The organism is Corynebacterium ihumii (genome assembly GCF_028609825.1).
GTDB classification, from domain to species: Bacteria; Actinomycetota; Actinomycetes; order Mycobacteriales; family Mycobacteriaceae; genus Corynebacterium; species Corynebacterium afermentans.
This window is the reverse complement of the sequence record NZ_CP063190.1, coordinates 1,203,489-1,228,567: the sequence shown is the minus strand read 5'-3', so window position 1 is coordinate 1,228,567 and position 25,079 is coordinate 1,203,489. Positions and strand designations below refer to the sequence as shown.

General features: G+C 67.2%; 22 protein-coding genes. 12 read left to right on the top strand and 10 right to left on the bottom strand.

The window, feature by feature from the left end; genetic code table 11:
- Positions 1–3 precede the first annotated feature (3 nt).
- The 8 genes from uvrC to secG all read left to right on the top strand — a co-directional run bounded on the left by uvrC (position 4) and on the right by secG (position 8,707).
- A complete protein-coding gene (gene uvrC, locus CIHUM_RS06065; protein ID WP_034998904.1) occupies positions 4–2,064 on the top strand; it encodes an excinuclease ABC subunit UvrC in 2,061 nt (686 codons plus the stop codon).
- Between the two features lie 54 nt (positions 2,065–2,118).
- Positions 2,119–3,030 (top strand): RNase adapter RapZ, encoded by a 912-nt coding sequence (gene rapZ / locus CIHUM_RS06060; RefSeq protein WP_101494233.1) that lies wholly within the window; start codon positions 2,119–2,121, stop codon positions 3,028–3,030.
- 34 nt (positions 3,031–3,064) lie between these two features.
- Positions 3,065–4,030 (top strand): gluconeogenesis factor YvcK family protein, encoded by a 966-nt coding sequence (locus CIHUM_RS06055; RefSeq protein WP_034998908.1) that lies wholly within the window; start codon positions 3,065–3,067, stop codon positions 4,028–4,030.
- Between the two features lie 50 nt (positions 4,031–4,080).
- Positions 4,081–5,049, top strand: coding sequence for a DNA-binding protein WhiA (whiA, locus tag CIHUM_RS06050; protein ID WP_034998909.1), 969 nt, complete (start codon positions 4,081–4,083; stop codon positions 5,047–5,049).
- 238 nt (positions 5,050–5,287) lie between these two features.
- On the top strand, positions 5,288–6,298 hold the full coding sequence (gene gap, locus CIHUM_RS06045; RefSeq protein WP_034998910.1) for a type I glyceraldehyde-3-phosphate dehydrogenase: 1,011 nt from the start codon (positions 5,288–5,290) through the stop codon (positions 6,296–6,298).
- A gap of 91 nt (positions 6,299–6,389) precedes the next feature.
- Positions 6,390–7,601 carry a phosphoglycerate kinase gene (locus CIHUM_RS06040; RefSeq protein ID WP_034998911.1) on the top strand — a complete coding sequence of 404 codons (1,212 nt, stop codon included), beginning with the start codon at positions 6,390–6,392 and terminating at the stop codon, positions 7,599–7,601.
- Positions 7,602–7,615: 14 nt separating this feature from the next.
- Positions 7,616–8,389: a triose-phosphate isomerase gene (gene tpiA / locus CIHUM_RS06035; protein ID WP_034998912.1), complete on the top strand. Its 774-nt coding sequence runs from the start codon at positions 7,616–7,618 to the stop codon at positions 8,387–8,389.
- 81 nt (positions 8,390–8,470) lie between these two features.
- The gene (gene secG, locus CIHUM_RS06030; protein ID WP_034998914.1) at positions 8,471–8,707 is read left to right on the top strand and encodes a preprotein translocase subunit SecG; all 237 of its coding nucleotides are present in this window, start codon (positions 8,471–8,473) and stop codon (positions 8,705–8,707) included.
- Between the two features lie 23 nt (positions 8,708–8,730).
- On the opposite strand, the gene pgl is transcribed toward secG, so the two are convergent.
- From pgl to tkt, 5 genes are read right to left on the bottom strand one after another with little or no spacing between them, the layout of a single operon-like run.
- Positions 8,731–9,414 carry a 6-phosphogluconolactonase gene (gene pgl, locus CIHUM_RS06025; protein WP_034998917.1) on the bottom strand — a complete coding sequence of 228 codons (684 nt, stop codon included), beginning with the start codon at positions 9,412–9,414 and terminating at the stop codon, positions 8,731–8,733.
- The gene (locus tag CIHUM_RS06020) at positions 9,404–10,333 is read right to left on the bottom strand and encodes a glucose-6-phosphate dehydrogenase assembly protein OpcA (RefSeq protein WP_034998920.1); all 930 of its coding nucleotides are present in this window, start codon (positions 10,331–10,333) and stop codon (positions 9,404–9,406) included. Before CIHUM_RS06020 ends, pgl begins: the two co-directional genes overlap by 11 nt.
- A gap of 17 nt (positions 10,334–10,350) precedes the next feature.
- The gene (zwf, locus tag CIHUM_RS06015; RefSeq protein ID WP_034998923.1) at positions 10,351–11,889 is read right to left on the bottom strand and encodes a glucose-6-phosphate dehydrogenase; all 1,539 of its coding nucleotides are present in this window, start codon (positions 11,887–11,889) and stop codon (positions 10,351–10,353) included.
- A 1-nt stretch (position 11,890) separates the two neighbouring features.
- Entirely contained in the window at positions 11,891–12,982 is a 1,092-nt protein-coding gene (gene tal, locus CIHUM_RS06010) for a transaldolase (protein WP_034998925.1), read from the bottom strand.
- A 9-nt stretch (positions 12,983–12,991) separates the two neighbouring features.
- Positions 12,992–15,163, bottom strand: a complete 2,172-nt coding sequence (gene tkt / locus CIHUM_RS06005; protein ID WP_081634422.1) for a transketolase — start codon at positions 15,161–15,163, stop codon at positions 12,992–12,994.
- A 120-nt stretch (positions 15,164–15,283) separates the two neighbouring features.
- Here tkt and CIHUM_RS06000 point away from each other — a divergent pair, with 120 nt between their 5' ends.
- The gene (locus tag CIHUM_RS06000) at positions 15,284–16,237 is read left to right on the top strand and encodes a heme o synthase (protein ID WP_262360368.1); all 954 of its coding nucleotides are present in this window, start codon (positions 15,284–15,286) and stop codon (positions 16,235–16,237) included.
- On the opposite strand, the gene CIHUM_RS05995 is transcribed toward CIHUM_RS06000, so the two are convergent.
- The 5 genes from CIHUM_RS05995 to mptB form a co-directional block, all read right to left on the bottom strand.
- The gene (locus CIHUM_RS05995; RefSeq protein WP_034998929.1) at positions 16,234–17,190 is read right to left on the bottom strand and encodes a quinone oxidoreductase family protein; all 957 of its coding nucleotides are present in this window, start codon (positions 17,188–17,190) and stop codon (positions 16,234–16,236) included. The genes CIHUM_RS06000 and CIHUM_RS05995 overlap by 4 nt on opposite strands.
- Position 17,191: 1 nt before the next feature.
- A complete protein-coding gene (locus CIHUM_RS05990; RefSeq protein ID WP_081634448.1) occupies positions 17,192–18,055 on the bottom strand; it encodes a COX15/CtaA family protein in 864 nt (287 codons plus the stop codon).
- Between the two features lie 135 nt (positions 18,056–18,190).
- Positions 18,191–18,955 (bottom strand): ABC transporter permease, encoded by a 765-nt coding sequence (locus CIHUM_RS05985; RefSeq protein ID WP_034998932.1) that lies wholly within the window; start codon positions 18,953–18,955, stop codon positions 18,191–18,193.
- Positions 18,955–19,881: an ABC transporter ATP-binding protein gene (locus tag CIHUM_RS05980; protein WP_034998934.1), complete on the bottom strand. Its 927-nt coding sequence runs from the start codon at positions 19,879–19,881 to the stop codon at positions 18,955–18,957. The genes CIHUM_RS05985 and CIHUM_RS05980 overlap by 1 nt, the downstream gene beginning before the upstream one ends.
- Positions 19,874–21,586: a polyprenol phosphomannose-dependent alpha 1,6 mannosyltransferase MptB gene (gene mptB, locus CIHUM_RS05975; protein WP_243427149.1), complete on the bottom strand. Its 1,713-nt coding sequence runs from the start codon at positions 21,584–21,586 to the stop codon at positions 19,874–19,876. The genes CIHUM_RS05980 and mptB overlap by 8 nt, the downstream gene beginning before the upstream one ends.
- Before the next feature lie 122 nt (positions 21,587–21,708).
- Here mptB and CIHUM_RS05970 point away from each other — a divergent pair, with 122 nt between their 5' ends.
- The 3 genes from CIHUM_RS05970 to sufD are packed head-to-tail and all read left to right on the top strand — an operon-like array spanning position 21,709 to position 25,078.
- The gene (locus CIHUM_RS05970) at positions 21,709–22,476 is read left to right on the top strand and encodes a helix-turn-helix transcriptional regulator (RefSeq protein WP_262360369.1); all 768 of its coding nucleotides are present in this window, start codon (positions 21,709–21,711) and stop codon (positions 22,474–22,476) included.
- On the top strand, positions 22,469–23,914 hold the full coding sequence (gene sufB, locus CIHUM_RS05965; protein ID WP_034998936.1) for a Fe-S cluster assembly protein SufB: 1,446 nt from the start codon (positions 22,469–22,471) through the stop codon (positions 23,912–23,914). Before CIHUM_RS05970 ends, sufB begins: the two co-directional genes overlap by 8 nt.
- The gene (gene sufD / locus CIHUM_RS05960) at positions 23,915–25,078 is read left to right on the top strand and encodes a Fe-S cluster assembly protein SufD (RefSeq protein ID WP_034998938.1); all 1,164 of its coding nucleotides are present in this window, start codon (positions 23,915–23,917) and stop codon (positions 25,076–25,078) included.
- Position 25,079 lies beyond the last annotated feature (1 nt).

The window sequence follows — 25,079 nt, the reverse complement described above, 5'->3', positions numbered from 1 at the left end:
GCGTTGGCGGACCCGCAAAGCTACCGCCCGGCGCCGGGCACCATCCCGACCGACCCCGGGGTATACAAGTTCCGCGACCGCGACGGCCGCGTCATCTACGTGGGCAAGGCCAAAAACCTGCGCGCGCGCCTGAACAACTACTTCCAGCCGCCGCACACGCTGCACCCGCGCACCCGCCAAATGGTCTATACCGGCGCCTCGGTGGAGTGGACCGTGGTGGCCTCCGAGGTGGAGGCGCTGCAGCTGGAGTACACCTGGATCAAGCGCTTCGACCCGTGGTTCAACGTCATGTACCGCGACGACAAGACGTACCCCATGCTCGCGGTGAGTGTGAGGGAGCGCTACCCGCGCGCGTTTTTCTACCGCGGGCCGAAGCGAAAGGGCGTGCGCTACTTCGGGCCGTACTCGCACGCGTGGGCGGTGCGCGAGACCCTCGACCTGCTCACGCGAGTGTTTCCCATCCGCACCTGTTCCAACGGCGTGTTCAACCGGCACGAGTCGCTGGGGCGGCCGTGCCTGCTCGGCTACATCGACAAGTGCGCCGCCCCGTGCGTCGGGCGCGTGGACGAGGCCGACTACGACGAGATCGTGCAGGGCTTTTTGGGCTTCATGTCGGGCCGCACCGACCAGCTCGTGCGCGGGATCACCGCGCAGATGCAGGAAGCTTCCGAGAACCTGGAGTTTGAGAAGGCCGCCAGGCTTCGCGACGACCTCGGCGCCGTAAACAAGGTCATGGAACGCCAGACTGTGGTTTTGGGGCAGGACACCGACGCCGACGTCATTGCCTTCGACACCGACGAGCTGGAAGCGGCGGTGCAGATCTTCAACGTCCGCGACGGGCGCATCCGCGCCCAGCGCGGCTGGGTAGTGGAGAAAACCGGCGACGAGCCCGGCGCTGCCGAGCGGCTCGACGAGGGGCAACAAGACCCCACTTTGCCCACACTCATGCAGAACTTCCTTGTGCAGTACTACTCCGACGCGGTGGATCGTGTGCGCCAGGAGCAGGAGGAAGACCGCACGATTGAGGCGCAGAAGGTGCGCCGCCGTGGCGTGGACCAGGAGTCGCGCGCGAAAGCAAAGACGCCGATGCCGGTGCCGCGCGAGATCCTCGTGGAAACGTTGCCTGCGGAGCTGCCCGAGGTCGCCGAGCTGCTCGCGGAGTTGCGCGGCGGCCCGGTGGAAATCCGTGTGCCGCAGCGCGGCGACAAGCGGGCGCTGATGGAGACGGTGCACAAGAACGCCTCCGAGGCACTGCACCAGCACAAACTCAAGCGCGTCGGCGACCTTACTGCCCGCTCTCAGGCGCTGCAGGACATCCAGGACGCCCTCGGCATGGACGAGGCGCCGCTGCGCATCGAGTGCACCGACATCTCGCACATCCAGGGCACGGACGTGGTGGCGTCGCTCGTCGTGTTCGAGGACGGCCTGCCCAAAAAGAACGACTACCGCCGCTACCGCATCAAGGAGGCCGCCGGCGACGGCCGCTCCGACGACGTCGGCTCGATCGCCGAGGTGACTCAGCGCCGCTTCAAGCGCTACAACGAGGACAAGCTGGCGAATCCGGATGAGGTCGCAGATGCGCAGACCTTCGCGGACGAGGCGGACGAGTCCACCGGCGCGAAGCGCTTCGCCTACCCGCCGCAGCTGTTCATCGTCGACGGCGGCAAGCCCCAGGTCAACGCCGCGCAAGCGGTGTTCGACGAGCTGGGCATCGTGGACGTGCAGCTCATCGGGTTAGCCAAGCGCCTGGAGGAGGTGTGGGTGCCGGACGACGACGAGCCGGTCATCCTGCCGCGCAACTCCGAGGGCATGTACCTGCTGCAGCAGATCCGCGACGAGGCGCACCGCTTCGCCATCACCTACCACCGCCAGCAGCGCTCCAAGCGGATGCGCGCATCCGCGCTGGATGCGGTGCCGGGGCTTGGCCCCGCCCGTCGCACGGACCTGGTCAAGCACTTCGGGTCCGTGAAGAAGATCAAGGAGGCCTCGGTGGAGGAGATCCAGCAGGTCAAGGGCGTCGGCCCGAAACTCGCGGAGACTATCTACCAGCACCTGCACCAGTAAAAGCAGACTGCTAATCGACGGCGCTTCGCCCCGTCCTTGTCTAGGATGATACCTATGCCCACGACATCCTCCGCACACGCATTGCCCCAGGAAAATACCGCGACACCGATGCGGCCCGTGATCATCACGGGCCTGTCCGGCGGTGGCTTGTCCACGGCAGCGAAGGTATTCGAGGACAAGGGCTTTTTCGTCTCCCAGAACCTACCGCCGCAGTTGATTTTGGAGCTGGTGGACTTGGCCGCCGCGGACGATTCCCCGGTGGAGCGGCTCGCGGTGGTTAGCGATATCCGCGCGGCGAAATTCAACGGCGCTCTGCTTGGCACCATCGCGACGATCCGGGAGCGCGGCCATGAGCCGTTCGTGCTGTTCTTGGAGGCTCGAGATGACGTGCTCATCCGCCGCTTCGACTCGGTGCGCCGCACCCACCCTTTGCAGGGCGACGGCACGCTGCAGTCCGGCATCGAGCACGAGCGGGAGGAGATGGAGGAACTGCGCGCCTCCGCGGACGTCATCATCGACACATCCAACTTGTCGGTGCACGATCTGCGGCGCGCGGTGGAGGCATCCGTCGGCGAGCTGCCGGTGGGGCGCCAGCACGTCACCATCGAATCCTTCGGGTTCAAGCACGGCTCGCCGCGCGACGCTGATATTGTGCTTGACGTTCGTTTCCTGCCTAACCCGTACTGGGTGGAAGAGCTCCGGGAGTTCCGTGGCGTCGACCAGGCGGTATCCGACTATGTGCTCAACCAGGACGGTGCCCGCGACTACGTGGACAACTTCGTCGACCTGCTTTCCAGCACTCTGGGCGGCTACCGCCACGAGGGCAAGGATTTCATCACCGTCGGCATCGGCTGCACGGGCGGGCACCACCGCTCGGTGGCGGTGGCGGAGGCCGTCGGAAAGCGTTTGCGGCAGCAGGGCAATGTGGATGTCAACGTGATCCACCGCGATCTTGAGCGCCACTAAGCAAGTCGGTTAGGCCGTAAGAAAGAAGGGTCAATTGAGCCATACGTCGTTCACCTGCCTTGGGGGAGGGCACGGCCTGTACCAGACGCTCACCGCTGCGCGTCAAGCCGGCGCGTCCACGATCAACGCCGTGGTCACCGTGGCGGACGACGGCGGCTCCTCGGGACGCCTGCGCCGCGAGATGGAGATCGTTCCGCCGGGGGATCTGCGCATGGCGCTCGCGGCCTTAACCGCCGACGGTGAGGGCGGCGCCCAGTGGCGCGACACCCTGCAGCACCGCTTCGGCGGGCACGGCGCCATGGCTGGCCACGCACTAGGAAATCTCCTGATCACGGGGCTGGCGGAGCGACTCGGGGACACCCAGGCCGCGCTGGATCAGGTTGCGGCGTGGACCGGATCCGCCGGCCGCGTGATCCCGGTGTGCCCGCAGCCGCTGGACATCGAGGCGGACGTGGCGGGCCTTGACGACGACCCGCGCGTGCTGCGCTCCGTGCGCGGCCAAGTGGCGGTTGCCACCACGCCAGGGGCGGTGCGGCGCGTTCGCCTTACCCCGGCCCAGCCGGCGGCGAGCGAGGCGGCGGTGCAAGCGATCATGGATGCGGACGTGGTGACCATCGGCCCGGGCTCCTGGTTCTCCTCGGTGATTCCGCACATCCTCGTGCCCGACATCGCGCAGGCGCTCAACGAAACCTCGGCGACGGTGGTGGTAATCCTGAACCTTTCGCCGGAGGCGGGGGAGACCCACGGGTTCACCACCGAGCGGCACATCCACGTTTTCTCCCAGCACGCCCCGCAGTTGGACGTGGACTACTTCCTCGCCGACGAGAACACCGCCACCTCCGAGGGTGAGCGCGACAACATTGCGCGCGCCGCCTCCCGTCTCGACGCAAAGGTAGTCTTCGCTCCCATGCGCGAAATCGACGCCGAAGGCGCCCCGCTGAACCGCCACGACCCGATGCAATTGGCAGCTGCACTCAAGGCCCTCCGGCCGGCACGCTAGAATGCTGGGCGGTTCAAAGCTTCAACACACGTAAACGAGGGGAGGCGCCGGTGGCGCTTACGGCGAAGGCCAAGGACGAACTCCTGCGCGCCACCGGCGGCGGGCTCGAGGCGCGCGCGGCGGAGGCGACCGCGTTGATCCGGTTCGGCGGGGAGCTCCAGCCGTCCGAGAACGGAGTCGCTATCGTTGCCGACTTCGAGGAGGAGGCGGTTGCCCGGCGCCTCGCTGTTACGCTGACAGACCTGTGCGCAGTCGAGGCGAGTGTGGAACTGCTCCCGCCGACATCCGGAAGCCGTGAGTCCCGCTACGAGGTGCGTGTCTGCGACGGCGCCGCCGACGTCATCCGCCGCCTGAAGCTGGTTACCGCGTCCGGGCACCCAGTGGTGGGGATGCCGCGCCAGATCATCTCCGGCGACATGTCCGGGGTGGAGGCCGCGTGGCGCGGCGCGTTCCTCGCCCGTGGGCGTCTGGCCGAACCGGGCCGGACTGCCACCCTCGAGGTCGCCTGCCCGGGCCAGGAGGCGGCGCTTGCGCTTGTGGGGCTTGCCCGCCGCATGGGGCTGACCGCCAAGACGCGTGAGACCCGCGGCATCGAGCGGGTGACGCTTCGCGACGGGGAGGCCATCGGCATCCTGCTGAGCCGCATGGGCGCGCCGGCCACCCGCATCGAGTGGGACACCAAGCGGGAATCCCGCGCCGTGAAGGCGAAAGCCAACAGCAGGCTCGCCACCTTCGACGACGCGAACACCCGCCGCTCGGCCCAGGCCGCGGCGGCGGCCGCCGCCCGCGTGGAGCGCGCCATGGAGATCCTCGGCGACGATGTCCCGGAGCACCTCGCCGAAGCCGGCTTCCTGCGCGCGGAGCACCGCCACGCCTCCCTGGAGGAGCTGGGACGGTTGGCGGAACCGCAGATGACCAAGGACGCCGTGGCCGGACGCATCCGGCGCCTGCTTTCCCTGGCAGACAAACGCGCCGCTGAACTGGGAGTGGAGGACACGCACGGGAGCCCGACCACCTAAAACCCGCGTGGGTGACGCACTTCACAATGGGCCCTAGCGACCCGTGTCGGGGGTAGAAGCGTCGGGAAAGCCTCCCCCTGGTGCTCGAAACCGGGCATAAACCAACATCTAAGGCGGGGGCTGATTGCGGTTAGCACCCCTGGTTTCGTCGATAGGCAAAAAGCTTTCTGCAGGTAAGAGTCCTGCTCATTACACTCGGGGGTGGACCGACAGACCACGAGCACGAGGAGTGTTGACTGTGACTACCCGCATTGGCATCAACGGTTTTGGCCGCATCGGCCGCGCAGCGCTGCGCATCATCGAGGACGAATACAAGGGCGAGCTCGAGGTTGTGAAGATCAACGATCTCACCGACAACGAGACCCTGGCGCACCTGATGAAGTACGACACCGCGTACGGCCAGTTCAACCACGAGATCGAGCACGACGACGACTCCATCACCATCGACGGCCGCCGCATCGAGGTCTCCGCGGAGAAGGACCCGGCCAACCTCGCATGGGGCGACGTCGACGTGGACATCGTGCTCGAGTGCACCGGCGTGTTCCGTAAGGGTCCGCAGGCGAAGGCGCACATCGATGCCGGTGCGAAGAAGGTCATCATCTCCGCACCGGGCAAGGAAGTCGACGGCACCTACGTCTGGGGTGTCAACCACACCGACTACACCGGCTCCGAGGAAGTCATCTCCGCTGCGTCCTGCACCACCAACTCCCTGGCACCGGTGGCCAAGGTGCTCGACGAGGCCTTCGGCATCGAACGCGGTCTGATGACCACCATCCACGCCTACACCGGCGACCAGCGCCTGCAGGACGCGCCCCACAAGGATCTGCGCCGCGCCCGCGCCGCCGCCCAGAACATCGTGCCCACCACCACCGGCGCCGCCAAGGCCGTCGGCCTGGTGCTGCCGAACCTGGACGGCAAGCTCGACGGCTTCGCCATGCGCGTGCCCACCATCACCGGCTCCGCCACCGACCTCACCGTCATCCTGAGCAAGGAGACCACCGTTGAGGAGCTCAACGCGGCGGTGAAGAAGGCCGCCGAGGACGCCGAGTTCGGTCTGGCGCTGAAGTACACGGAGGACCCGATCGTCTCCTCCGACATCATCGGCAACCCGCACGGCGCCATCTTCGACGCGGGCATGACCCGAGTGAAGGACGGCAACCTGGCCAAGATCATCTCCTGGTACGACAACGAGTGGTCCTACACCGCCCAGTACATCCGCCTGACCAAGTTCGTGGCGGACAAGCTTTAAAGGCTTCGGTCTCTGGGCCCGTGGTGTCTTCCGGCACGGCGGGCCCGTTTTTCATACGATGGTGAGTGTCTACAGAGCAAAGGAGATACCTATGACCAAGAACTTGCAGCAGCTTCTCGACGAGGGCGTGGACGGCCGCCACGTCCTCGTGCGGTCCGACTTCAACGTCCCCCTGGACGATGAGGGCAACATCACCGACGCCGGCCGCATCGACGCCTCCCTGCCCACCCTGAAGGCGCTGCTGGACGGCGGCGCCAAGGTGATCGTCATGGCGCACCTGGGCCGCCCGAAGGGCGAGGTCAACCCGAAGTTCTCCCTCGCCCCGGTGGCGGAAGCGCTGTCCGAGCGCCTGGGCCAGTTCGTCCCGCTGGCGGGCGACGTCTCCGGCGAGGACGCCCACGAGCGCGCCAACGGCCTGACCGAGGGCGAAATCCTCCTGCTCGAAAACGTCCGCTTCGACGCGCGCGAGACCTCCAAGGATGAGGCGGAGCGCACCGCGTTCGCCGAGGAACTCGCCGAACTCGCCGCCGACAACGGCGCGTTCGTCTCCGACGGCTTCGGCGTCGTGCACCGCGCGCAGGCCTCCGTCTTCGAAGTGGCAAAGAAGCTTCCGGCCTACGCCGGCTACCTCGTGGACAAGGAGGTGGCGACGCTGTCTTCCGTGAAGGACGACCCGCAGCACCCGTACGTGGTGGTGCTGGGCGGCTCCAAGGTTTCCGACAAGCTCGGCGTGATCGAGGCGCTGGCGGAAAAGGCCGACAAGATCATCATCGGCGGCGGCATGTGCTACACCTTCCTCGCCGCCCAGGGCCACAACGTGCAGAAGTCGCTGCTGCAAGACGACATGGTGGATACCTGCAAGGAGCTCATCGAGCGCTTCGGCGACAAGCTGCTGCTGCCGGTGGACGTCGCAGCCGGCGCAGAGTTTGACAAGGACACCGAGAAGAAGATCGTCGGCCTGGACGAGATCCCGGAGGGCTGGATGGGCCTGGACATCGGCCCGGAGACCGCCAAGAACTACGCCGAGGCCATCAAGGACTCCAAGACGGTGTTCTGGAACGGCCCGATGGGCGTGTTCGAGTTCCCGAACTTCGCGGACGGCACCAAGGCTGTGGCCGAGGCCATGATCGCGGCGACGAAGGACAACGACTCCTTCACCGTCGTCGGCGGCGGCGATTCCGCGTCGTCGGTGCGCACCCTCGGCCTGGACGAGGGCGGCTTCAGCCACATCTCCACCGGCGGCGGCGCCTCCCTCGAGCTGATCGAGGGCAAGGAACTGCCGGGCGTTTCCGTACTGAACTAGGAGGTTTGCAACCTATGGCACGCACGCCACTTATCGCGGGCAACTGGAAGATGAACCACGACCACCTCGAGGCCATCCAGAGCGCCCAGAAGCTCGCCTTCGCGTTTCCGAAGGACGGCTACGAGTACGTCGACATCGCGCTGACGGTCCCGTTCACGGACCTGCGTTCCATCCAGACCCTGGTGGAGGGCGACAAGCTCAAGATCACCTACGGCGCCCAGGACGTCTCCGAGCACGACAACGGCGCCTACACCGGCGACATCTCCGCGGCGATGCTGGAGAAGCTGGGGTGCTCCTGGGTGGTCGTCGGCCACTCGGAGCGCCGCGAGTACCACAGCGAGACCAACGAGCAGGTCGCGGCAAAGGCCGCCAAGGCCATCGAGCACGGCATCGCCCCGATCGTCTGCGTCGGCGAGCCGCTCGAGGTGCGCGAGGCCGGCGAGCACGTCTCCTTCGTGGTGCAGCAGGCGCGCGAGTCGCTCGCGGGCGTGGACCTGTCCAAGGCGGTCATCGCCTACGAGCCGGTCTGGGCGATCGGCACCGGCAAGGTCGCCTCAGCAGAGGATGCCCAGGAGGTCTGCCACGGCATCCGCGAGCTCGTGCGGGAGCTTAGCGACGACTCCGTCGCCGACACGATCCGCATCCTCTATGGCGGCTCAGTCAAGGCCGACACGGTGGCCGAGATCATCTCGCAGCCGGACGTGGACGGCGGCCTGGTCGGCGGTGCCTCCCTTGACGGGCAGGACTTTGCCAAGCTTGCCGCGGCGGCCGCCAACGCGGTGATGTAAGTCGCTGCTGGGTTCGTCTTTGCGGTGGTGTAAGCTCATCGGGAGTTTGCACCATCGCCCATTTTGAAAGGTGTCGCACACATGGCTTTAGCCCTTGAGATTGTGCTGGTGATCGCCGCGATCCTCATGACTGTCTTCGTCCTGCTCCACAAGGGTAAGGGCGGCGGCCTGTCCAGCCTGTTCGGCGGCGGCGTCCAGGCAAACCTGTCCGGTTCGACCACGGTGGAGAAGAACCTCGACCGCGTCACCGTGCTGTTGGCCCTGATCTGGATCCTCTGCATCATCGGCCTGAATCTGATTCAGAGCTTCGCGGTCTAAGCGCGCGGTTCGCACGCGCGAAACTAGAACGGTCCTGTTGCGTCTTTCGTGGCGAACAGGACCGTTTCTTTGCGCCCGATAGCGCCGGCGACCGGCCAGTCGTCGGCGGCCTCGGCGCCGTCGCCGGCATGGCTCGCGGCCTCCGCCTTCTCTGCGCCGGAGACCAGCAGCCACACCCGGTCGGCGGACTGCACCGCCGGCAGGGTCAGGGTGGCGCGCTCGGCGGGCGGCTTCGGCGAGTCCGTCACCGCCACGACCATCGCGTCGCGCTCGCGCACCGCGTCGCTGTGGGGGAACAGGGAGTTGATGTGGCCCTCGCCGCCCATGCCCAAAAGGTGCAGGTCGAAGCCGCCGTCGCCGACGAGTGTGCGGTAGCGCTCCACCGCGGCGTCCATCGGGCCGCCGTCGAGGCCGTAGCCGTGGATGTTCTCCTCTGGGATGTCCACCTTGGACAGCAGCGCCGCTCGTGCTTGGCCTTCGTTGGAGTCGGGGTGGCTGGCGGGCACGTTGCGCTCGTCGCCGAAGAAGACTTCCACGCGCGACCAGTCGATGTCCTCGCCGGCGAGGCGCTCCAGCAGTGCGATGCCGGCGGTGCCGCCGGTGAGCACCACACGTGCGGTGCGACCCTCGGCGTGGATGTCGGACATGAGGGCGCTAAACCGGGAAGTTGCTTCGTCGAGAAGCGATGCAAGGTCGTTAAAGCTCATTGTGCACTCCTTGAAGTCCGCGCAGCGCGCGCTCGTAGGTGGTGTCCGGGCCGAGGTGGCGCAAGTCCTCGGCGAGGCTTTCGGCCTCGCTGCGTTCGCCCATGGCCACGAAGGAATCGGCGTGGCCGGGCGCGGAAATGCGCACGGTGTGGCTGTCCTGGACCGCGACCTCCACGTCGCCGCCGTCGCAGTGCAGCACGAGGCGGGCGATGGGGAAGTCGCCGGCCGCCTCGGCCTCGCAGCGGGTCACCTTCACGCCCAAGCTGGAGGCGAGCCAGCCCGCGGCGAGATCCACGCTCGGGTCTCCGGCAGCGCCAGCGATCTCGGCGCTGTGGACACGCGTGCCCGGGTGACGGTCCAGGGCGGAGGCGACGATGCCGCGCCACGGGGTGATCCGCGACCACATCATGTCGGAGTCGCCGTGCTCGTAGCCGTCCGTGAGCTGCTGGAGGGTCACGCCGTTCGTGCCGCGGCGCAGGTTCGTGATGCGGCGCTGCGCGATCCTGCCCAGCTGCGTGCCGGCCGGGTGCTTCGGGGCCTTCTGCGGCCAGCACGCCACCACGGGGGTATCGGGGAGCAGCAGCGGGGTGACTACGGCTCCCATGTGCCCCGTCAGTTCGCCGTACAGGCGCATGACCACGACCTCGGAGGCGCCGGCGTCGGTGGCCACGAGCACCTGCGCGTCGAGGCGGGTGTCGGCCTCCGAATCGCCGGAGATGAGTACCAGCACGCGGGCGGGGTGTTCGAAGGAGGCGTCGCGCAGGGTCGCGAGGGTCTCGTCGATGCTGTCCTCGCGCGAGTCGTCAATAGCCACCAGCAGGGTGAGCACGCGCCCGGTGGCAAGCGAGTGACGCTCGCGCGCGTGGGCGAGTTCGGCGGCGATGGCCTTAGTGGTGGTGTCCGGCAATTCGGTGATCATGCTCGAGCCTTTCGTGCTTATGGACGCCGCCAGGCACGGCCGTCCTTCGACAGCATGCGCTCGGCGGAGGCCGGCCCCCAGGTGCCGGCGGCGTAGTCGTCGGGTCTGCCTTGATCGGCCCAGTAGTTCAGCACCGGGTCTAGGATCTCCCAGCTGCGCTCCACCTCGGAGTTGGTGGGAAACAGGCTCGATTCATCCAAAAGGGCATCGAGGATGAGGCGCTCGTAGGCCTCTGGCGACTGCTCGGTGAACGCCTCGGAGTAGGAGAAGTCCATGTTCACGTCGCGCAGCTCCATGCCGGGGCCGGGGACCTTGGAGCCGAAGCGCATCAGTACACCCTCGTCGGGCTGGACGCGGATGACGACGGCGTTGTTGGTCAGAAGGTCCGTCTGTCCCTGGGAGAACGGCTGGTACGGCGGGCGCTTGAACACCAGCGCGATCTCGGTGACGCGGCGGCCCAGCCGTTTGCCGGTTCGCAGGTAGAACGGCACGCCGGCCCAGCGGCGGGAATCGATCTGCAAGGTGCAGGCCGCGAACGTCTCGGTGGTGGAGTTCGGGTCAAACCCTTCCTCCTCGCGCAGGCCGACCACTTTCTTCGAGCCCTGCCACCCGGCGGTGTACTGCCCGCGCGCGGTGGTTTTGCCGAACGGGCCCACCGCCGAGGTGGCGCGCAGCACCTTGAGCTTCTCGGCGCGCAGCTGGCCGGGGGAAAAGGAGGTCGGTTCCTCCATAGCCACCAGGGCGAGCAGCTGGATCAGGTGGTTTTGGATCACGTCGCGGGCGGCGCCGATGCCGTCGTAGTAGCTGGCGCGCCCGCCAAGGCCGATGTCTTCCGCCATGGTGATCTGCACGTGATCGATGTAGTGGGAGTTCCACACCGGCTCAAACATCTGGTTGGAAAAGCGCAGCGCAAGGATGTTCTGGACCGTTTCCTTGCCCAGGTAGTGGTCGATGCGGAACACGGACCGCTCATCGAACACCGCGCCGACGACCTCGTTGAGCTCCTTGGCAGACTCTAGGTCGTGGCCGAACGGCTTTTCAATGATCACGCGGCGCCACTGGTTTTCGCCCTCGTGCGCCATGCCGGAGCGATCCAACTGGTGGACAACCTCGGCGAAAAACTCCGGCGGCACGGACAGGTAGTAGGCCCAGTTGCCGGCGGTGCCGCGCTCGTCGTCGCTGCGTTTGCAGGTGGCGGCGAGGCGGTCGAAGGCGGCGTCGTCGTCGAAGTTGCCCTGGACAAACTCGAGGCCTTCGGCGAGGCGCTGCCAGACGTTCTCGTGGAACTCGGTGCGCGCGCCTTCGTCGATAGCTTTGCGCACGTACGCCTCAAAGTCGGCCTTGGACCAGTCGCGCCGCCCGTAGCCGACCAGCGTGAACCCGCCGGGCAAAAGGCCGCGGTTGGCCAGGTCGTAGACGGCCGGCAGCAGCTTCTTGCGTGCAAGGTCGCCGGTCACCCCGAAGATCACCATGCCGGACGGCCCGGCGATTTGGGGGAGGCGTTTGTCGGCGGGGGAGCGCAGCGGGTTGTTCCACTGCTGGTGCGGAGAAGTCACGTTAGGCGAGCCTAGCAGTCATGGAATCGAGCAGCTCCTGCCACGCATCCACGAACTTCTCCACGCCTTCGCGCTCCAGCACGGCAACCACGTCGTCGAGGTCGATGCCCACACCGCGCAGCGCGGCGAAGGTCTCGCGGGAGACGGCTTCGGTGCCGGTGAGGGTGTCGCCGTGCACGCCGCCGTCGCGAAGCACGGCGTCGAGCGTCTTCTCCGGCATCGTGTTCACGGTCTGCGGGCCGGCGAGCTCGGTGACGTACATCGTCGCCGGGTAGTCCGGGTTCTTCACACCGGTCGACGCCCACAGGGGGCGCTGAGCGTTCGCATTCGCAGGAAGCTTAGCGACGTCAACGTCGCCGAACTCACGCTCAAACAGCGCATACGCCAGACGTGCGTTGGCGATGCCCGCCTTGCCGCGCAGCGCCAGCGCTTCGTCGGTGCCGATGGCCTCGAGGCGCTTGTCCACCTCGGTGTCCATGCGGGATACGAAGAACGACGCCACCGAGTGGATGTGGCTGACATCGTGGCCGTTCGCGGCGGCCTTGCGAATGCCGTCCTTGTAGGCGTCGATGACCTGCTGGTAGCGCTCCACGGAGAAGATCAGGGTGACGTTGACGGAGATGCCCTCGGCCAACGCGGCGGTGACGGCGGGCAGCGACTCGTCGGTCGCCGGGATCTTGATCATGAGGTTGTCGCGGTCCACCAGCTGCCACAACTCGCGGGCCTGCGCGATAGTCTTCTGCTCGTCGGCGGCGAAGCGCGGGTCCACTTCGATGGAGACGCGGCCGTCCTTGCCGCCGGTGGCCTCGTAGGTGTCGCGGAACAGGTCGCAGGCGTCCTGGACGTCCTTGACGCTCATGGCGTAGACGGCGGCGTCGGCGGTGGTGCCAGCCTGCTTCAGCTCGGCGAGCTGCTCGTCGTAGTGGTTGCCGGAGCCCATGGCGGCGGCGAAGATCGCCGGGTTCGTGGTTACACCCACGATGGATTTCGCGTCCTTCACCTCGGCAAGGTTGCCGGTGGCGATGCGCTCGCGGGAGAGGTCGTCGAGCCAGGTGGAGGTGCCGGCCTGGTACAGATCGTCGATAGCAGTCATGCCGCCACCCTACTTTCCGTCGCCGCGGGTCGGCTCAGCCTCGGTGTCGCCCACGCGCACGCTCGTTGCCACGCTGCGCTCCTCGCGCACGCACTCGAGGGTCTCGCGGGCGGTGCGTACGACGTTGTCGGTGGTGAAGCCGAAGCGCTCGAACAGCTCCGCACCCGGGGCGGAGGCGCCGAAGTGCTCCAGGGACACGGCACGGCCGTACTCTCCCAGGAAGCGGAACCACGGCATCGAGGTCGCGGCTTCCACGGAGACGCGGGCCTTGACGTCGCGCGGCAGCACGGAGTCGATGTAGGCGTCGTCCTGTTCCATGAACCAGTCCATGGACGGAACGGACACCACGCGGGTGGCGGTGCCCTCGGCCTCGAGCGCCTTGGCGGCACCGACGGCGTACTGCACCTCGGAGCCGGAGGCCAAAAGGATCACATCCGGGGTGTCGGCAGACTCCTTAACCAGCACATAGGCGCCGCGGGCCACACCCTCGAAGGCCTTCTCCTTGGTGCCCTCGAGCACCGGCAGGTTCTGGCGGGACAGCGCCAGCGCCTTCGGCTGCTCCTTCGCCTCCAGCGCGGCGATCCAGGCGGCGGAGGTCTCGTTCGCGTCCGCCGGGCGGATCACGGCGACGTCCGGGATGGCGCGCAGGGCGGCGAGGGTCTCCACCGGCTGGTGGGTCGGGCCGTCCTCGCCAAGGCCGATGGAATCGTGGGTGAACACGTAGTAGCCGTCGATGCCGGACAGGGCGGCGACGCGGATGGCGGGGTAGAGGTACTCGGAGAAGATGAGGAAGGTGCCGCCGTAGACGCGGGTGCCGCCGTGCAGGGCGATGCCGTTCATCACCGCGCCCATGGCGTGCTCGCGGATGCCGAAATGCAGGTTGCGGCCGTACGGGTCGGCGGAGAACATCTCGGTGGAAATAGAGCGCGGGCCGAAGGACTTCTCGTCCTTGATCAGGGTGTTGTTGGACCCGGCCAGGTCGGCGGAGCCGCCCCACAGCTCAGGCAGCGCGGCCGCGGCGGCCTGGATCGCGGCGGCGGAAGCCTTGCGGGTGGCCACCCCCTTCGCATCCGCCTCCCAGGTGGGGAAGTCCTTCTTCCAATCGGCCGGCAGCTCGCGGGCCGTGAGGCGGTCCAGCAAAGCCTTGCGCTCCGGGTTCGCCTCTGCCCAGGCGTTGAATTTCTCGTCCCAGGCAGCTCGCTTGGAAGCCGCGCGCTCGCGCAGCTTGCGGGTGTGGGTGATCACCTCGTCTTCTTCAGGGAAGTTCACGGCCGGGTCGAAGCCGAGCGCCTCCTTCACCGCGGCGACCTCGTCGGCGCCGAGAGCTGCGCCGTGGATGGCGCCGGTGTTCATCAGGTTCGGGGCCGGGTAGCCGATCACGGTCTTGACGCGGACAATCGTCGGCTTTGTTGGCTCCGCCTTCGCCTCGGCCACGGCGGCCTCGATGGCGGCGACGTCCTCGCCGGATTCGACGGTGAGGGTCTGCCAGCCGTAGGCGTCGTAACGCTTGAGCACGTCCTCGGTGAACGCGATCTGGGTGTCATCCTCGATGGAGATGCGGTTGTCGTCCCAGAACAGGATGAGGTTGCCCAGCTGCTGCGTGCCGGCCAGCGACGACGCCTCCGCGGTCACGCCTTCCTGCAGGCAGCCGTCGCCGGCCACGACGTAGATGTAGTGGTCGAAGGGGGACTCTCCGGCGGGGGCGTCGGGGTCGAACAGGCCGCGTTCACGTCGAGAAGCCATCGCCATGCCCACGGCGGAGGCGAGGCCCTGGCCGAGCGGGCCGGTGGTGATTTCGATGTGGTCGGTGTGGTTGTACTCCGGGTGGCCCGGCGTGTTCGAGCCCCAGGTGCGCAAGGCCTTCAGGTCCTGCAGCTCCAGCCCGAAGCCGCCGAGGTAAAGCTGCACGTACTGCGTGAGCGAGGAGTGGCCGTTGGACAGCACGAAACGGTCGCGGCCCACCCAGTCCTTGTCGGCCGGGTCCACGTCCATCACGCGCTGGAACAAGGTGTAGGCCAGCGGCGCGAGGCTCATGGCGGTGCCGGGGTGGCCGGAGCCGCAGTTTTCCACCGCGTCCGCCGCGAGCACCCTGGCCGTGTCAACGGCGCGGGTGTCGGTCTCGGTCCAGTCCTGCGGGTAGTTGCGCTCGGTCATTGCCTGCAGTTTCGGGGGCAGCGTCATGGGTTCCTCGCTTTCTTTAAGGTCGCACAAAAGCATATCGCTTATCGACGCCTCCGGTCCCACCCGTTGCTCGATTCGTTGACTCACGCAGGTTGGAGCTACCATCGTCCAAAGGTATGATTGCCCGCGCCCCAAGGCGGTACAAAAAGGAGAGAGTTGTTGGAGACCATCAAGGCATATTTCGCGTTGACGAAGCCGAGGGTCATTGAACTTCTCTTGGTCGCCGCGATCCCCGCGATGCTGCAGGCGCACCGCGGCGAGATGCACCTCTGGCTCGTGCTGGGCACCCTGCTCGGCGGCTGGATGGGTGCCGCGGCCGCGAACACGTTCAACATGGTCGCGGACTACGACATCGACCAGAAGATGGGCCGCACCCGCGCCCGCCCGCTGGTGCGACACTCGGTGACCAAGCAGAAGGCGGCCGTATTCGCCTGGGTCATGCTGGCGCTGTCCGTGCTGTGGCTCGGGGTGCTGTGCAACTCCTGGCTGGCGGCGTTTTTCATCCTGCTGACCAACTTCTTCTACATCTTCGTCTACACGAAGTGGCTGAAGCGCCGCACCTGGCAAAACGTCATCTGGGGTGGTGCGGCCGGCTGTATGCCCGTGATGGTGGGCTGGGCCGTCATCCGCGACAACGTCCACGACGGCTCCGCCGACAACTGGTGGCAGGCCATCGTGCTGTTTTTGATCATCTTCTTCTGGACCCCGCCGCACACCTGGGCGCTGGCCATGAAGTACAAGGACGACTACGCCCGGGCCAATGTCCCCATGCTGCCGGTGGTGGCCTCCGCCGAGGAGACCTCACGCCAGATCGTGATCTACTCCTGGCTCACCGTGGCGGTGTCCCTGCTGCTGGTGCCGGCCGCGTCCTGGATCTACCTGGCTGCCGCGATCATCTCCGGCGTGGCGTTTTTGGTCATGGCGTCCAAGCTGCACCAGGGGATTGTGCGCGGCGAGAACGTCAAGCCGCTGAAGCTGTTCATCCTCTCCAACAACTACCTCGCCGCGCTGTTTTTGGGTCTGTCCTTCGACGCGGTGCTCGGCTGGGAAACTGTGGGCCAGCTGCTGTTCTAGACGTTCAGCACAACCGAGCCGGTGGTTTTGCGCGCCTGCAGGTCCTCGTGGGCCTGGCGGGCGTTTTCTAGTGAGTAGGGCGGGTGCACACGGATCTTCACCGTGCCTTCCTCCACCGCCCGGGCCACGGCTTGGGCGCGCATGAGGAACTCGTCGTCGGTGGCCACGTAATGCTTCAGTGACGGGCGGGTGAGAAACAGCGCGCCGTGGGCGTTCAGTTCCTGGATTTTGAACGGCTCGACGTCGCCCGAGGCAGAGCCGAAGGAACACACCAACCCTCGCGGGCGGGTGACGTTAAGGCACATCGCGAAGGTGTCCTGCCCGACGCCGTCGTAGACCACGTCCACGCCGCCGCCGTTTTCGGCCTTGATCTGCTCCGCCAGGTCCTCGCCGTAGCGGAACACCTTGGTCGCGCCGGCCTCGTAGGCGAGCTTCTCCTTCTCCTCGGTGGAGACCACCGAGTACACGGTCGCCTCCTCGGCGGCCGCCATCTGGGTCAGTATCAGCCCGACGCCGCCGGCGCCAGCGGTGACCACCATGGTGTCGCCCGGCTGCGTCTCCCGCACGCCGTGGAGCAGGTAGTGCGAGGTCATGCCCTGCAGCAGCATCGAGGCCGCCACCTCCGGTGCCACACCTTCCGGCACGGCCACCAGACGGTTGCGGTCCACCGCCACCTGCTCGGCGTAGGAGCCGGGTGCGGCGTGCCAGGCCACTAGGGTGCCGGGCGCGATCTTGCCCAAGGGATCTTCCACCACGCGGCCGCAGCCCTCCGTGCCCGGGATGTAGGGCGGATTCGAGGGGTACGTTCCGGAGCGGAAGTAGGTGTCGATGTAGTTGATGCCGGCGTAGGTGACGTCGACAAGCAACTGCCCCTCAGACGGCTGTGGCGGCTCGACGTCCTTGTACTCGAGGACTTCCGGACCGCCTTGGGATGTGACAACGATTGCTTTCATGTCACACGAGCGTAGGCAACCTGCGCTTCCCATGTGCAAAAAGGAAGCCGCTAAACGCAACCACGACCGACGACATGGCGATATGCGCAGGGATTGTCCAGCGCGGAACCCCCATGCGGAACTGGATCACGCCGATGGCCCACTGCACCAGGATCATCGCGATGAGCACGTAAGCGGTTCGCTTGGCGTCGTCCGGGGCGCCGGAGTTGCGCAGCAGCACCGTGGTGATGATCGTGGCGATGAGGTAGAGGTACATGCATACAGAGTGCACGTAGGCGAGCACGCGCGTGTCCATCTGGAGGCGGCCCTCCATGCCCGCGCCCGCGTCGCCGGAATGCGGGCCGGAGCCGGTGACCATGGTGCCGGTGACGAGCACGAGGCACAGCGCCGCGGCGGCGATGAGCGTCCACGTCTGCGCCGAACCGGGGTAGCGGCGGGTGGGTACCGCGGAGTCGGTTTCGGCGATGCGCATGTAGAGCATCGCGGCGACGAACACGAGCACCATCGACGGCAGGAAGTGCACCGCCACGGACCACCAACGCAGGTCCAGCCGCACGGAGATGCCGCCGATGACGGCCTGCACTACCACGCCGATCAGGGAGATCCAGGCCAGCGTCTTGATGTCTTTGCGGCGCCCGGCGCGGATCACGGCGAAGAGCATGAGGCCGGCGGCCGCGGCCACCACGAAGGCGAGGAGGCGGTTGCCGAATTCGATGGCCTGGTGGATCCAGGGTGCCGCGCCGGCGACCGGCACGAGTGACCCCTCGTGGCAGAGCGGCCAGGTGTCGCAGCCGAGGCCGGAGCCGGTCACGCGAACCAGCGAGCCGGTGACGGTGATGCCGCCCTGGCACAGCAGCAACACCATGGCGAGGGTGCGCTGCAGCTTCAGCGAGGGGTCGCGCCAGGCCTCCCTCCAGGAACGCGGGTGTGTCTCAGCTGTGGTTGCGGTCACTGTTTCTCCAACTTTCGGACGATGTTGATCGTGGTGAGTGTATCGTGCCTAGCCGTCAAAGCGGAACAGGCGCACGGCCGCGGTCATCGCGGCTACCCCCCAGGCGGCGAGTGAGGCCCACGCCACCCAGTTGACCTGCAACGACAGTGCTTGCACGAGCGCGCCCGCCAACGCCACGGTGGGCACTGCGTTCCACCACCCGGCGTGCGCGATGTCGCCGGAGTAGCCCACCCAGCCGAGGATGCCCATCAGCACCAGCCAGATCAGGTTCGCAAGGGCCAGCACCAGCTCGGCTCGCAGGGTGCCGCCCATGAGTAGCCCCATCGCGGTGAACGCGGCGACGCCGACGAGGAGCGTGGCCAGCCCGAACACGGCGCCGGCAGGGCAGACACGCCACCCCAGCGCCAGCGCGATCGCGCCGAGCACCACCAGCTGCACCACCACCGTGGCCAGCACGCCGAGGATCTTGCCCACGATGATGGTCCAGGGCGGCACCCCGGACGCGCCGGTGCGCTTTAGCGCCCCGTAGCGGCGGTCGAAGGCGACGGCGATGGCTTGCCCGGTGAAACCGGCGCCGGTCGCGGCCACGGCGAAGACCATTGGCACCAGCACGTCGAACTCGGTGTTGTCGCCCAAAATCGGCGCGAAGTGGGCGGCCACCAGGATCGCCGCGGGGATCAGCACGTTCAGCAGCAGCTGCTCGCCGTGGCGCAGCATCAATTTCGCCTCGATGCGGCCCTGGGCCGCAGCCATCTGGCCGAAGGACGCCCGCTGCGGCGCCGGGGCGAAAATGCCGGGGGTGAGCTTTTTCATCAGCTCCTCAGCTCCCTTCCTGTGATGTCCAAAAACACGTCCTCCAAGTTGCGGTGGGACACGCTCAGCTCGCGGATCAGCACCCCTTGTCGTGCGGCCTCGCGCGCCAGCTTCTCGACGACCTCCGGCGACCCCGTGCCCTTGATCCGGTAACTGCGGGGGCGGATTTCTTCGACGGTGAGGCCGGCGGGCGTGAGCTCGTCGTTAAGCCTGTGCACGTCGAGCGCATCTGCGGTCTCGACAGCGAGCAGCGGAAACTCCTCGTGGCTGGTCAGCGCCTCGGGGGAGCCCTGGGCGACGACCTTGCCGTGGTCGATGATGACCACGTCATCGGCGAGCCTTTCCGCTTCGTCCATGAGGTGGGTGGTGAGCAGGACGCTTACCCCGTCGCGTTTGAGCGCCGAGATGATGTCCCACACCGCCATGCGCGACTGGGCATCCAGACCCGCGGTGGGTTCGTCCAAAAAGATCAGCTCCGGCCGGCCGATCAGCGCCAGCGCCAGCGACAGGCGCTGCTGCTGGCCGCCCGAGAGGCGCCGGTAGGTGGTCTTGGCCGCGCCTTCCAGGCCCACCAGCTCCATTAGCCACTTCGGGTCGTGGGGGTGCTTGTTGTAGCTGGCGGCCAGGTTGAGCATCTCCTCCACGGACACGCCGGTGTAGGAGCCGCCGCCCTGGAGCATGATGCCGATGCGGTCGCGCACCTTCTGCGGTTGCGCGACCGGGTCGATGCCGAGTACCCGGATCGACCCGGAGGTGGGCTTGGTAAAGCCCTCGCACATCTCGATGGTGGTGGTTTTGCCGGCGCCGTTGGGGCCCAAAAGCGCCAGCAGCTCGCCGCGCCGCGCTGTGAAAGAGAGCCCGTCAACCGCCGTTTTCTCGCCGAAGCGCTTGACAACGCTATCGACGACCAGCGCGTGATCACTCATGGCTGATGAGTGTAGACCGCCTACGCCGCCACCCCCGAAGCGTCAGGGCCACGCACACCGCGAGGAGGACGAACCCGACGATGGCGGAGACGTAAATCGTGGCCACGGCCCCCGCTTGGAGCTTCAGACCACGCGGGAGGACGAGGAAGCTGACCAGCGCCGAGTACCCGGCCACCGAGGCGCGGAAGGCGAATCGGTTCGCCCACGCCGCCAGGGGAAGCACGGCCCACAGCGGGTACCAGGGGTGCACGACGGGAAACAGCACCACCAAAACGAACGTGGACACGCCGAGCCCGCCAACCGGGTGGATGGTGCCGCGGTAGGTGGCCCACAGCATGCGCACCGCGAAAGCCGCGGCGACGCTGAGGCCCGCCCAGCGGGTCACGCTGAGCATGGCGTCCGTGTGGTCGCCCAGGCCTAAGTTCATGCCGAGGAACCCGCCGGCGACGCCGATGTCGGTGGTCAGCGACAGCCAGCTACGGATTTGGGCGGCGCCGCCCTGGCCGGTGACCCAGCCCAGCCCGATGCCGGAGACCAGCGAGACCGCGATGGCGGTGGCCACCAGCGTGGCTGCATGCAGGGCGGCAGAGGTGGCGATTGCGCGGGGCCCGCTGCGCTGGCGCTGCGGGCGGGTGCGCAGGTGGCGGGCGAGGGCCATGCCGGTGAAACCGAGGGCCAAAAAGCCGATCACCTTCACCATGCCTGCGCAGCTGATCAGTGCGGCCGAGGCAGCGAGCAGCGCCCAGCCGGAGCGGCGGTCAAGCTCGAGCCGGTCGATTCCGCGCAGCCCCACCTCGAGGCCGACGAGCAGCAGGCCCATCATGATGGCCTCGTTGTGGATGCCGCCCACCATGTGCAGCACCGTCAGCGGGTTAAGTATGCCCAGCCACAGCGCGGCCGGGCCGGTCACGCCGCAGCGCTTCGCCAGCGCGAGCACCGCCCAGGCCGCGGCGAGGATGCCCGCCACCGACACGGCGCGGTGGGCGAGAACACCCCAGAAGATCGAGTCGCCGGTGATATGCGAGATCACCGCCGCGGTGCCGAGTGCCACCGGACCATATGGGCTGGGGGAGTGCGCCCAAATAAACGGCACGGAGCGGGCGAGGTGGTGCTCCACGCCCAAAAGCTCCACGGGGCCGGAGGAGTACGGGTCGAGCCCCTGGCGCACGATGCTGCCGTTAGCCAAGTAGGAGTAGATGTCCTGGGTGAATAGTGGAGCGGTGGCGAGCAGCGGGATCACCCAGGCGATGAAGGTGCGCAGCATCTCTGGGTTGCTCACCCGCGCTCCGCGTGCAGCGCCCGGCGACGCCCCGACGAACGGGGCCAAAGCCAGCCATGCGGCAACCAATACGCCGACGCCGATGAGTACGAGCGCGTTGGCGGTGAGCATCATGCGGCCCATCTCCGCGCCGAAGGGGAAGTTCTGCCACGGGTTTTCCACTACCGGCAGGGCGCCGCCGCCGATGCCCGCGAAGGCGGTCAGGCACGACCCGGCGGCGCCCACCCAGCGCAGCACCGAGAACCGGCCGCGCTCGCGGGCACGCACCGCGACGCTCGACGGCGCGGTCTGCGCAGGCGCTGCCGGGTCGTGCAGCAGGGTCGAGCGGGACCCGGGCCTGCCGAAGCGGGGCAGCTCGCTGGCTACGCTCAGGCGCGGGGTGCGGCGTGGGCGTCGGGAGCCGTGCGGGCGGTCGGGTGCAGTCACGGTTGAACAGTCTAAGGCGCGCCCCGACACGCGCCCACCCGGTGCAGCGGGAATATTTACAACACACTAGTGTTGTGAAAAGGCAGCGACCCAGACCACATTGAGCGAAAGGTGGTGCCATCGTGGAAACAGCGGAAACAGCGGATACAGCGGATACTGCGGCTACGCCGAATACCCGCACCCCCGCTCCTGCGGACGCGTCCCGCGTTGGCGGCGACACGCGCTCGCAGGTGATGTCGGTCCTGCTCAAGCGGGGCCCGGTAGCGGCCAGCGACATTGCGGAAGAGCTCGACTTATCGGCGGCCGGCGTGCGCAGGCACGTTGACAAGCTTGTCGAGGAAAAGCTTGCGGAATCCTGCGCGCCACGCGCCGTCGCGGGCGAGGAGCAGGGGCGCGGCCGTCCGGCCAAGCACTTCCAGCTCACCGCCGCGGGTCGCGAGCGCTTCGGTTCGCATTACGACGGACTCGCGCTCGACGCCGTGGAACTGATCCAGCAGATCGGGGGCGAAGACGCGGTGCGCGACTTCGCCCGCGCCCGCGTGGAAAAGATCCTCGGCAACGTAGAGCCCTCGGATGATCCGGAGGTCACGGCGCGGCGCGTCGCCGCCGCGCTGGAAAAGCACGGCTACGCCCCGAGCGTCCACCGCACCGATGCGGGCATCCAGATCTGCCAGCACCACTGCCCGGTGGCCGCGGTCGCCGCAGCACACCCGGAGTTCTGCGAGGCGGAAAGGGAAGCGGTGGCCCGGATCGTCGATACGCATGTGCAGTCGCTCGCCCTCATCTCCGACGGCGACGGCATCTGCACAACTAACATCCCCCTTGCCGCGGCGCGGACCCGAACGCGCCCGGCGGGAACAGCAACGAAAGGAGCGGCTGACCATGACTGAAGTGAAGCCCACACCAGGCCTTGAGAAGCCGATGAACGACGACGAGATCATCGAGTCGATCGGCGCCTACAACTACGGCTGGCACGACTCTGACGCCGCTGGCGCCTCCGCGCGCCGTGGCCTGAATGAAGAGGTCGTGCGCGACATCTCCGGCACCAAGGGTGAGCCGGAATGGATGCTCAACCAGCGTGTGAAGGCGCTGGAGGTCTTTGACAAAAAACCGATGCCCACCTGGGGCGCGGACCTGTCCGACATCGACTTCGACAACATCAAATACTACGTCCGCTCCACCGAGGAGCAGGCCGCCAGCTGGGACGACCTGCCGGAGGACATCAAGAACACCTACGACAAGCTGGGCATCCCCGAGGCGGAGAAGCAGCGCCTCGTCGCAGGTGTTGCTGCGCAGTACGAGTCCGAGGTGGTCTACCACCAGATCCGCGAGGACCTGGAGGAAAAGGGCGTTATCTTCGTCGACACCGACACCGCCCTGCGCGAGCACGAGGATCTGTTCAAGGAGTACTTCGGCTCCGTCATTCCGGCCGGCGACAACAAGTTCTCCGCACTGAACACCGCCGTGTGGTCCGGCGGCTCCTTCATTTACGTCCCGCCGGGGGTCCACGTGGACATCCCGCTGCAGGCATACTTCCGTATCAACACGGAGAACATGGGCCAGTTCGAGCGCACCCTCATCATCGTCGACGAGGACGCGTACGTGCACTACGTCGAGGGCTGCACCGCGCCTATCTACAAGTCGGACTCCCTGCACTCCGCCGTGGTGGAGATCATCGTGAAGAAGGGCGGCCGCTGCCGCTACACCACCATCCAGAACTGGTCCAACAACGTCTACAACCTGGTGACCAAGCGCGCGAAGGCTGAAGAGGGCGCGACCATGGAGTGGGTCGACGGCAACATCGGCTCCAAGGTCACCATGAAGTACCCGGCCGTGTGGATGACCGGCGAGCACGCTCGCGGCGAGGTGCTCTCCGTCGCGTTCGCAGGCGAGGGCCAGTTCCAGGACACCGGCGCAAAGATGACGCACATGGCGCCGCACACCTCCTCGTCCATCGTGTCCAAGTCCGTGGCCCGCGGCGGCGGCCGCGCCGCCTACCGCGGCTTGGTGCAGATCAACGCCAACGCCCACGATTCCGCCTCGAACGTGGAGTGCGACGCGTTGTTGGTGGACGACATCTCGCGCTCGGATACATACCCGTACAACGACATCCGCAACGACCGCGTGACCCTGGGCCACGAGGCGAAGGTGTCCAAGGTCTCCGAGGACCAGCTGTTCTACCTGATGTCCCGCGGCATCGCCGAGGAAGAGGCTATGGCCATGATCGTGCGCGGCTTCGTCGAGCCGATCGCCAAGGAGCTGCCCATGGAGTACGCCCTCGAGCTGAACCGCCTCATCGAGCTGCAAATGGAAGGATCGGTGGGCTAAATGGCTGAAACCGTCAAAAACGCCACCACGCACAACAACAAGGGCGACCTGTTTTCCTCCTTCAACGTGGAGGACTTCGAGGTCCCGGGCGGCCGCGACGAGGTCTGGCGCTTCATCTCCCTGCGCCGCCTTCGCGGCCTGCACAACGGCAAGTTCGCCCCGCAGGCCGAGGCCCAGATTGCGGTCGAGGGCCCCAGCGAGGTCGCAGTCGAGCAAGTTTCGCTTGACGACGAGCGCGTGACCGCCGCCGGCGCCCCCGTCGACCGCATCGCCGCTCAGGCGTGGACCTCCTCCGAAAACGCCACCCTGATTTCGGTGCCGGCAAACGCGGAGCTGACTGAGCCGATCACCGTGACCATCACCGGCGCGGGCGCGGACAAGACCACCTTCGGCACCGTCGTGTTCGAATCCGGCGCGAACTCCGAGGCCACCGTTGTGGTGCGCTATGCCGGCTCCGGCACCCACGCCGACAACGTCAACTGGGTCATCGGCGAAGGCTCCCGCGTCAACGCCGTGGTGGACGCCGACTGGGACCTGGATGCGGTGCACGTTTGCCAGCAGTCGATCGTCGTGAAGCGCGATGCGACCCTGCGCCACCACGTTGCCACCTTCGGCGGCGAGATCGTCCGCATAACCCCGCGCCTCGCCTTCGAGGCGCCGGGCGGCGACGCCGAGCTGACCGGCGTGTACTTCGCCGACGCGGGCCAGTACATCGAGAACCGCCTCCTGGTGGACCACGCGGTGCCGAACTGCCGCTCCAACGTGCTGTACAAGGGCGCGCTGCAGGGCGACAAGGCATCCAAGCTGCCGGAGGCGCGCACCTGCTGGGTGGGCGACGTGCTCATCCGTGCCGAGGCGAAGGGCACCGACACCTACGAGACCAACCGCAACCTGGTGCTCACCGACGGCGCACGCGCCGACGCCATCCCGAACCTGGAGATCGAAACCGGCGAGATCGCCGGCGCGGGCCACGCCGCAACCGTCGGTCGCTTCGACGACGACCAGCTGTTCTACCTGCGCTCCCGCGGCATCCGCGAGGAAGACGCCACCCGCCTGATCATCCGCGGCTTCTTCAACGAGGTCCTCAACCAGATCCCCGTCGAGTCGATCCGCGAAGAACTCATCGCCCGCGTCGCCGGCGAGCTCGAGCGCAACGAAAACTAAA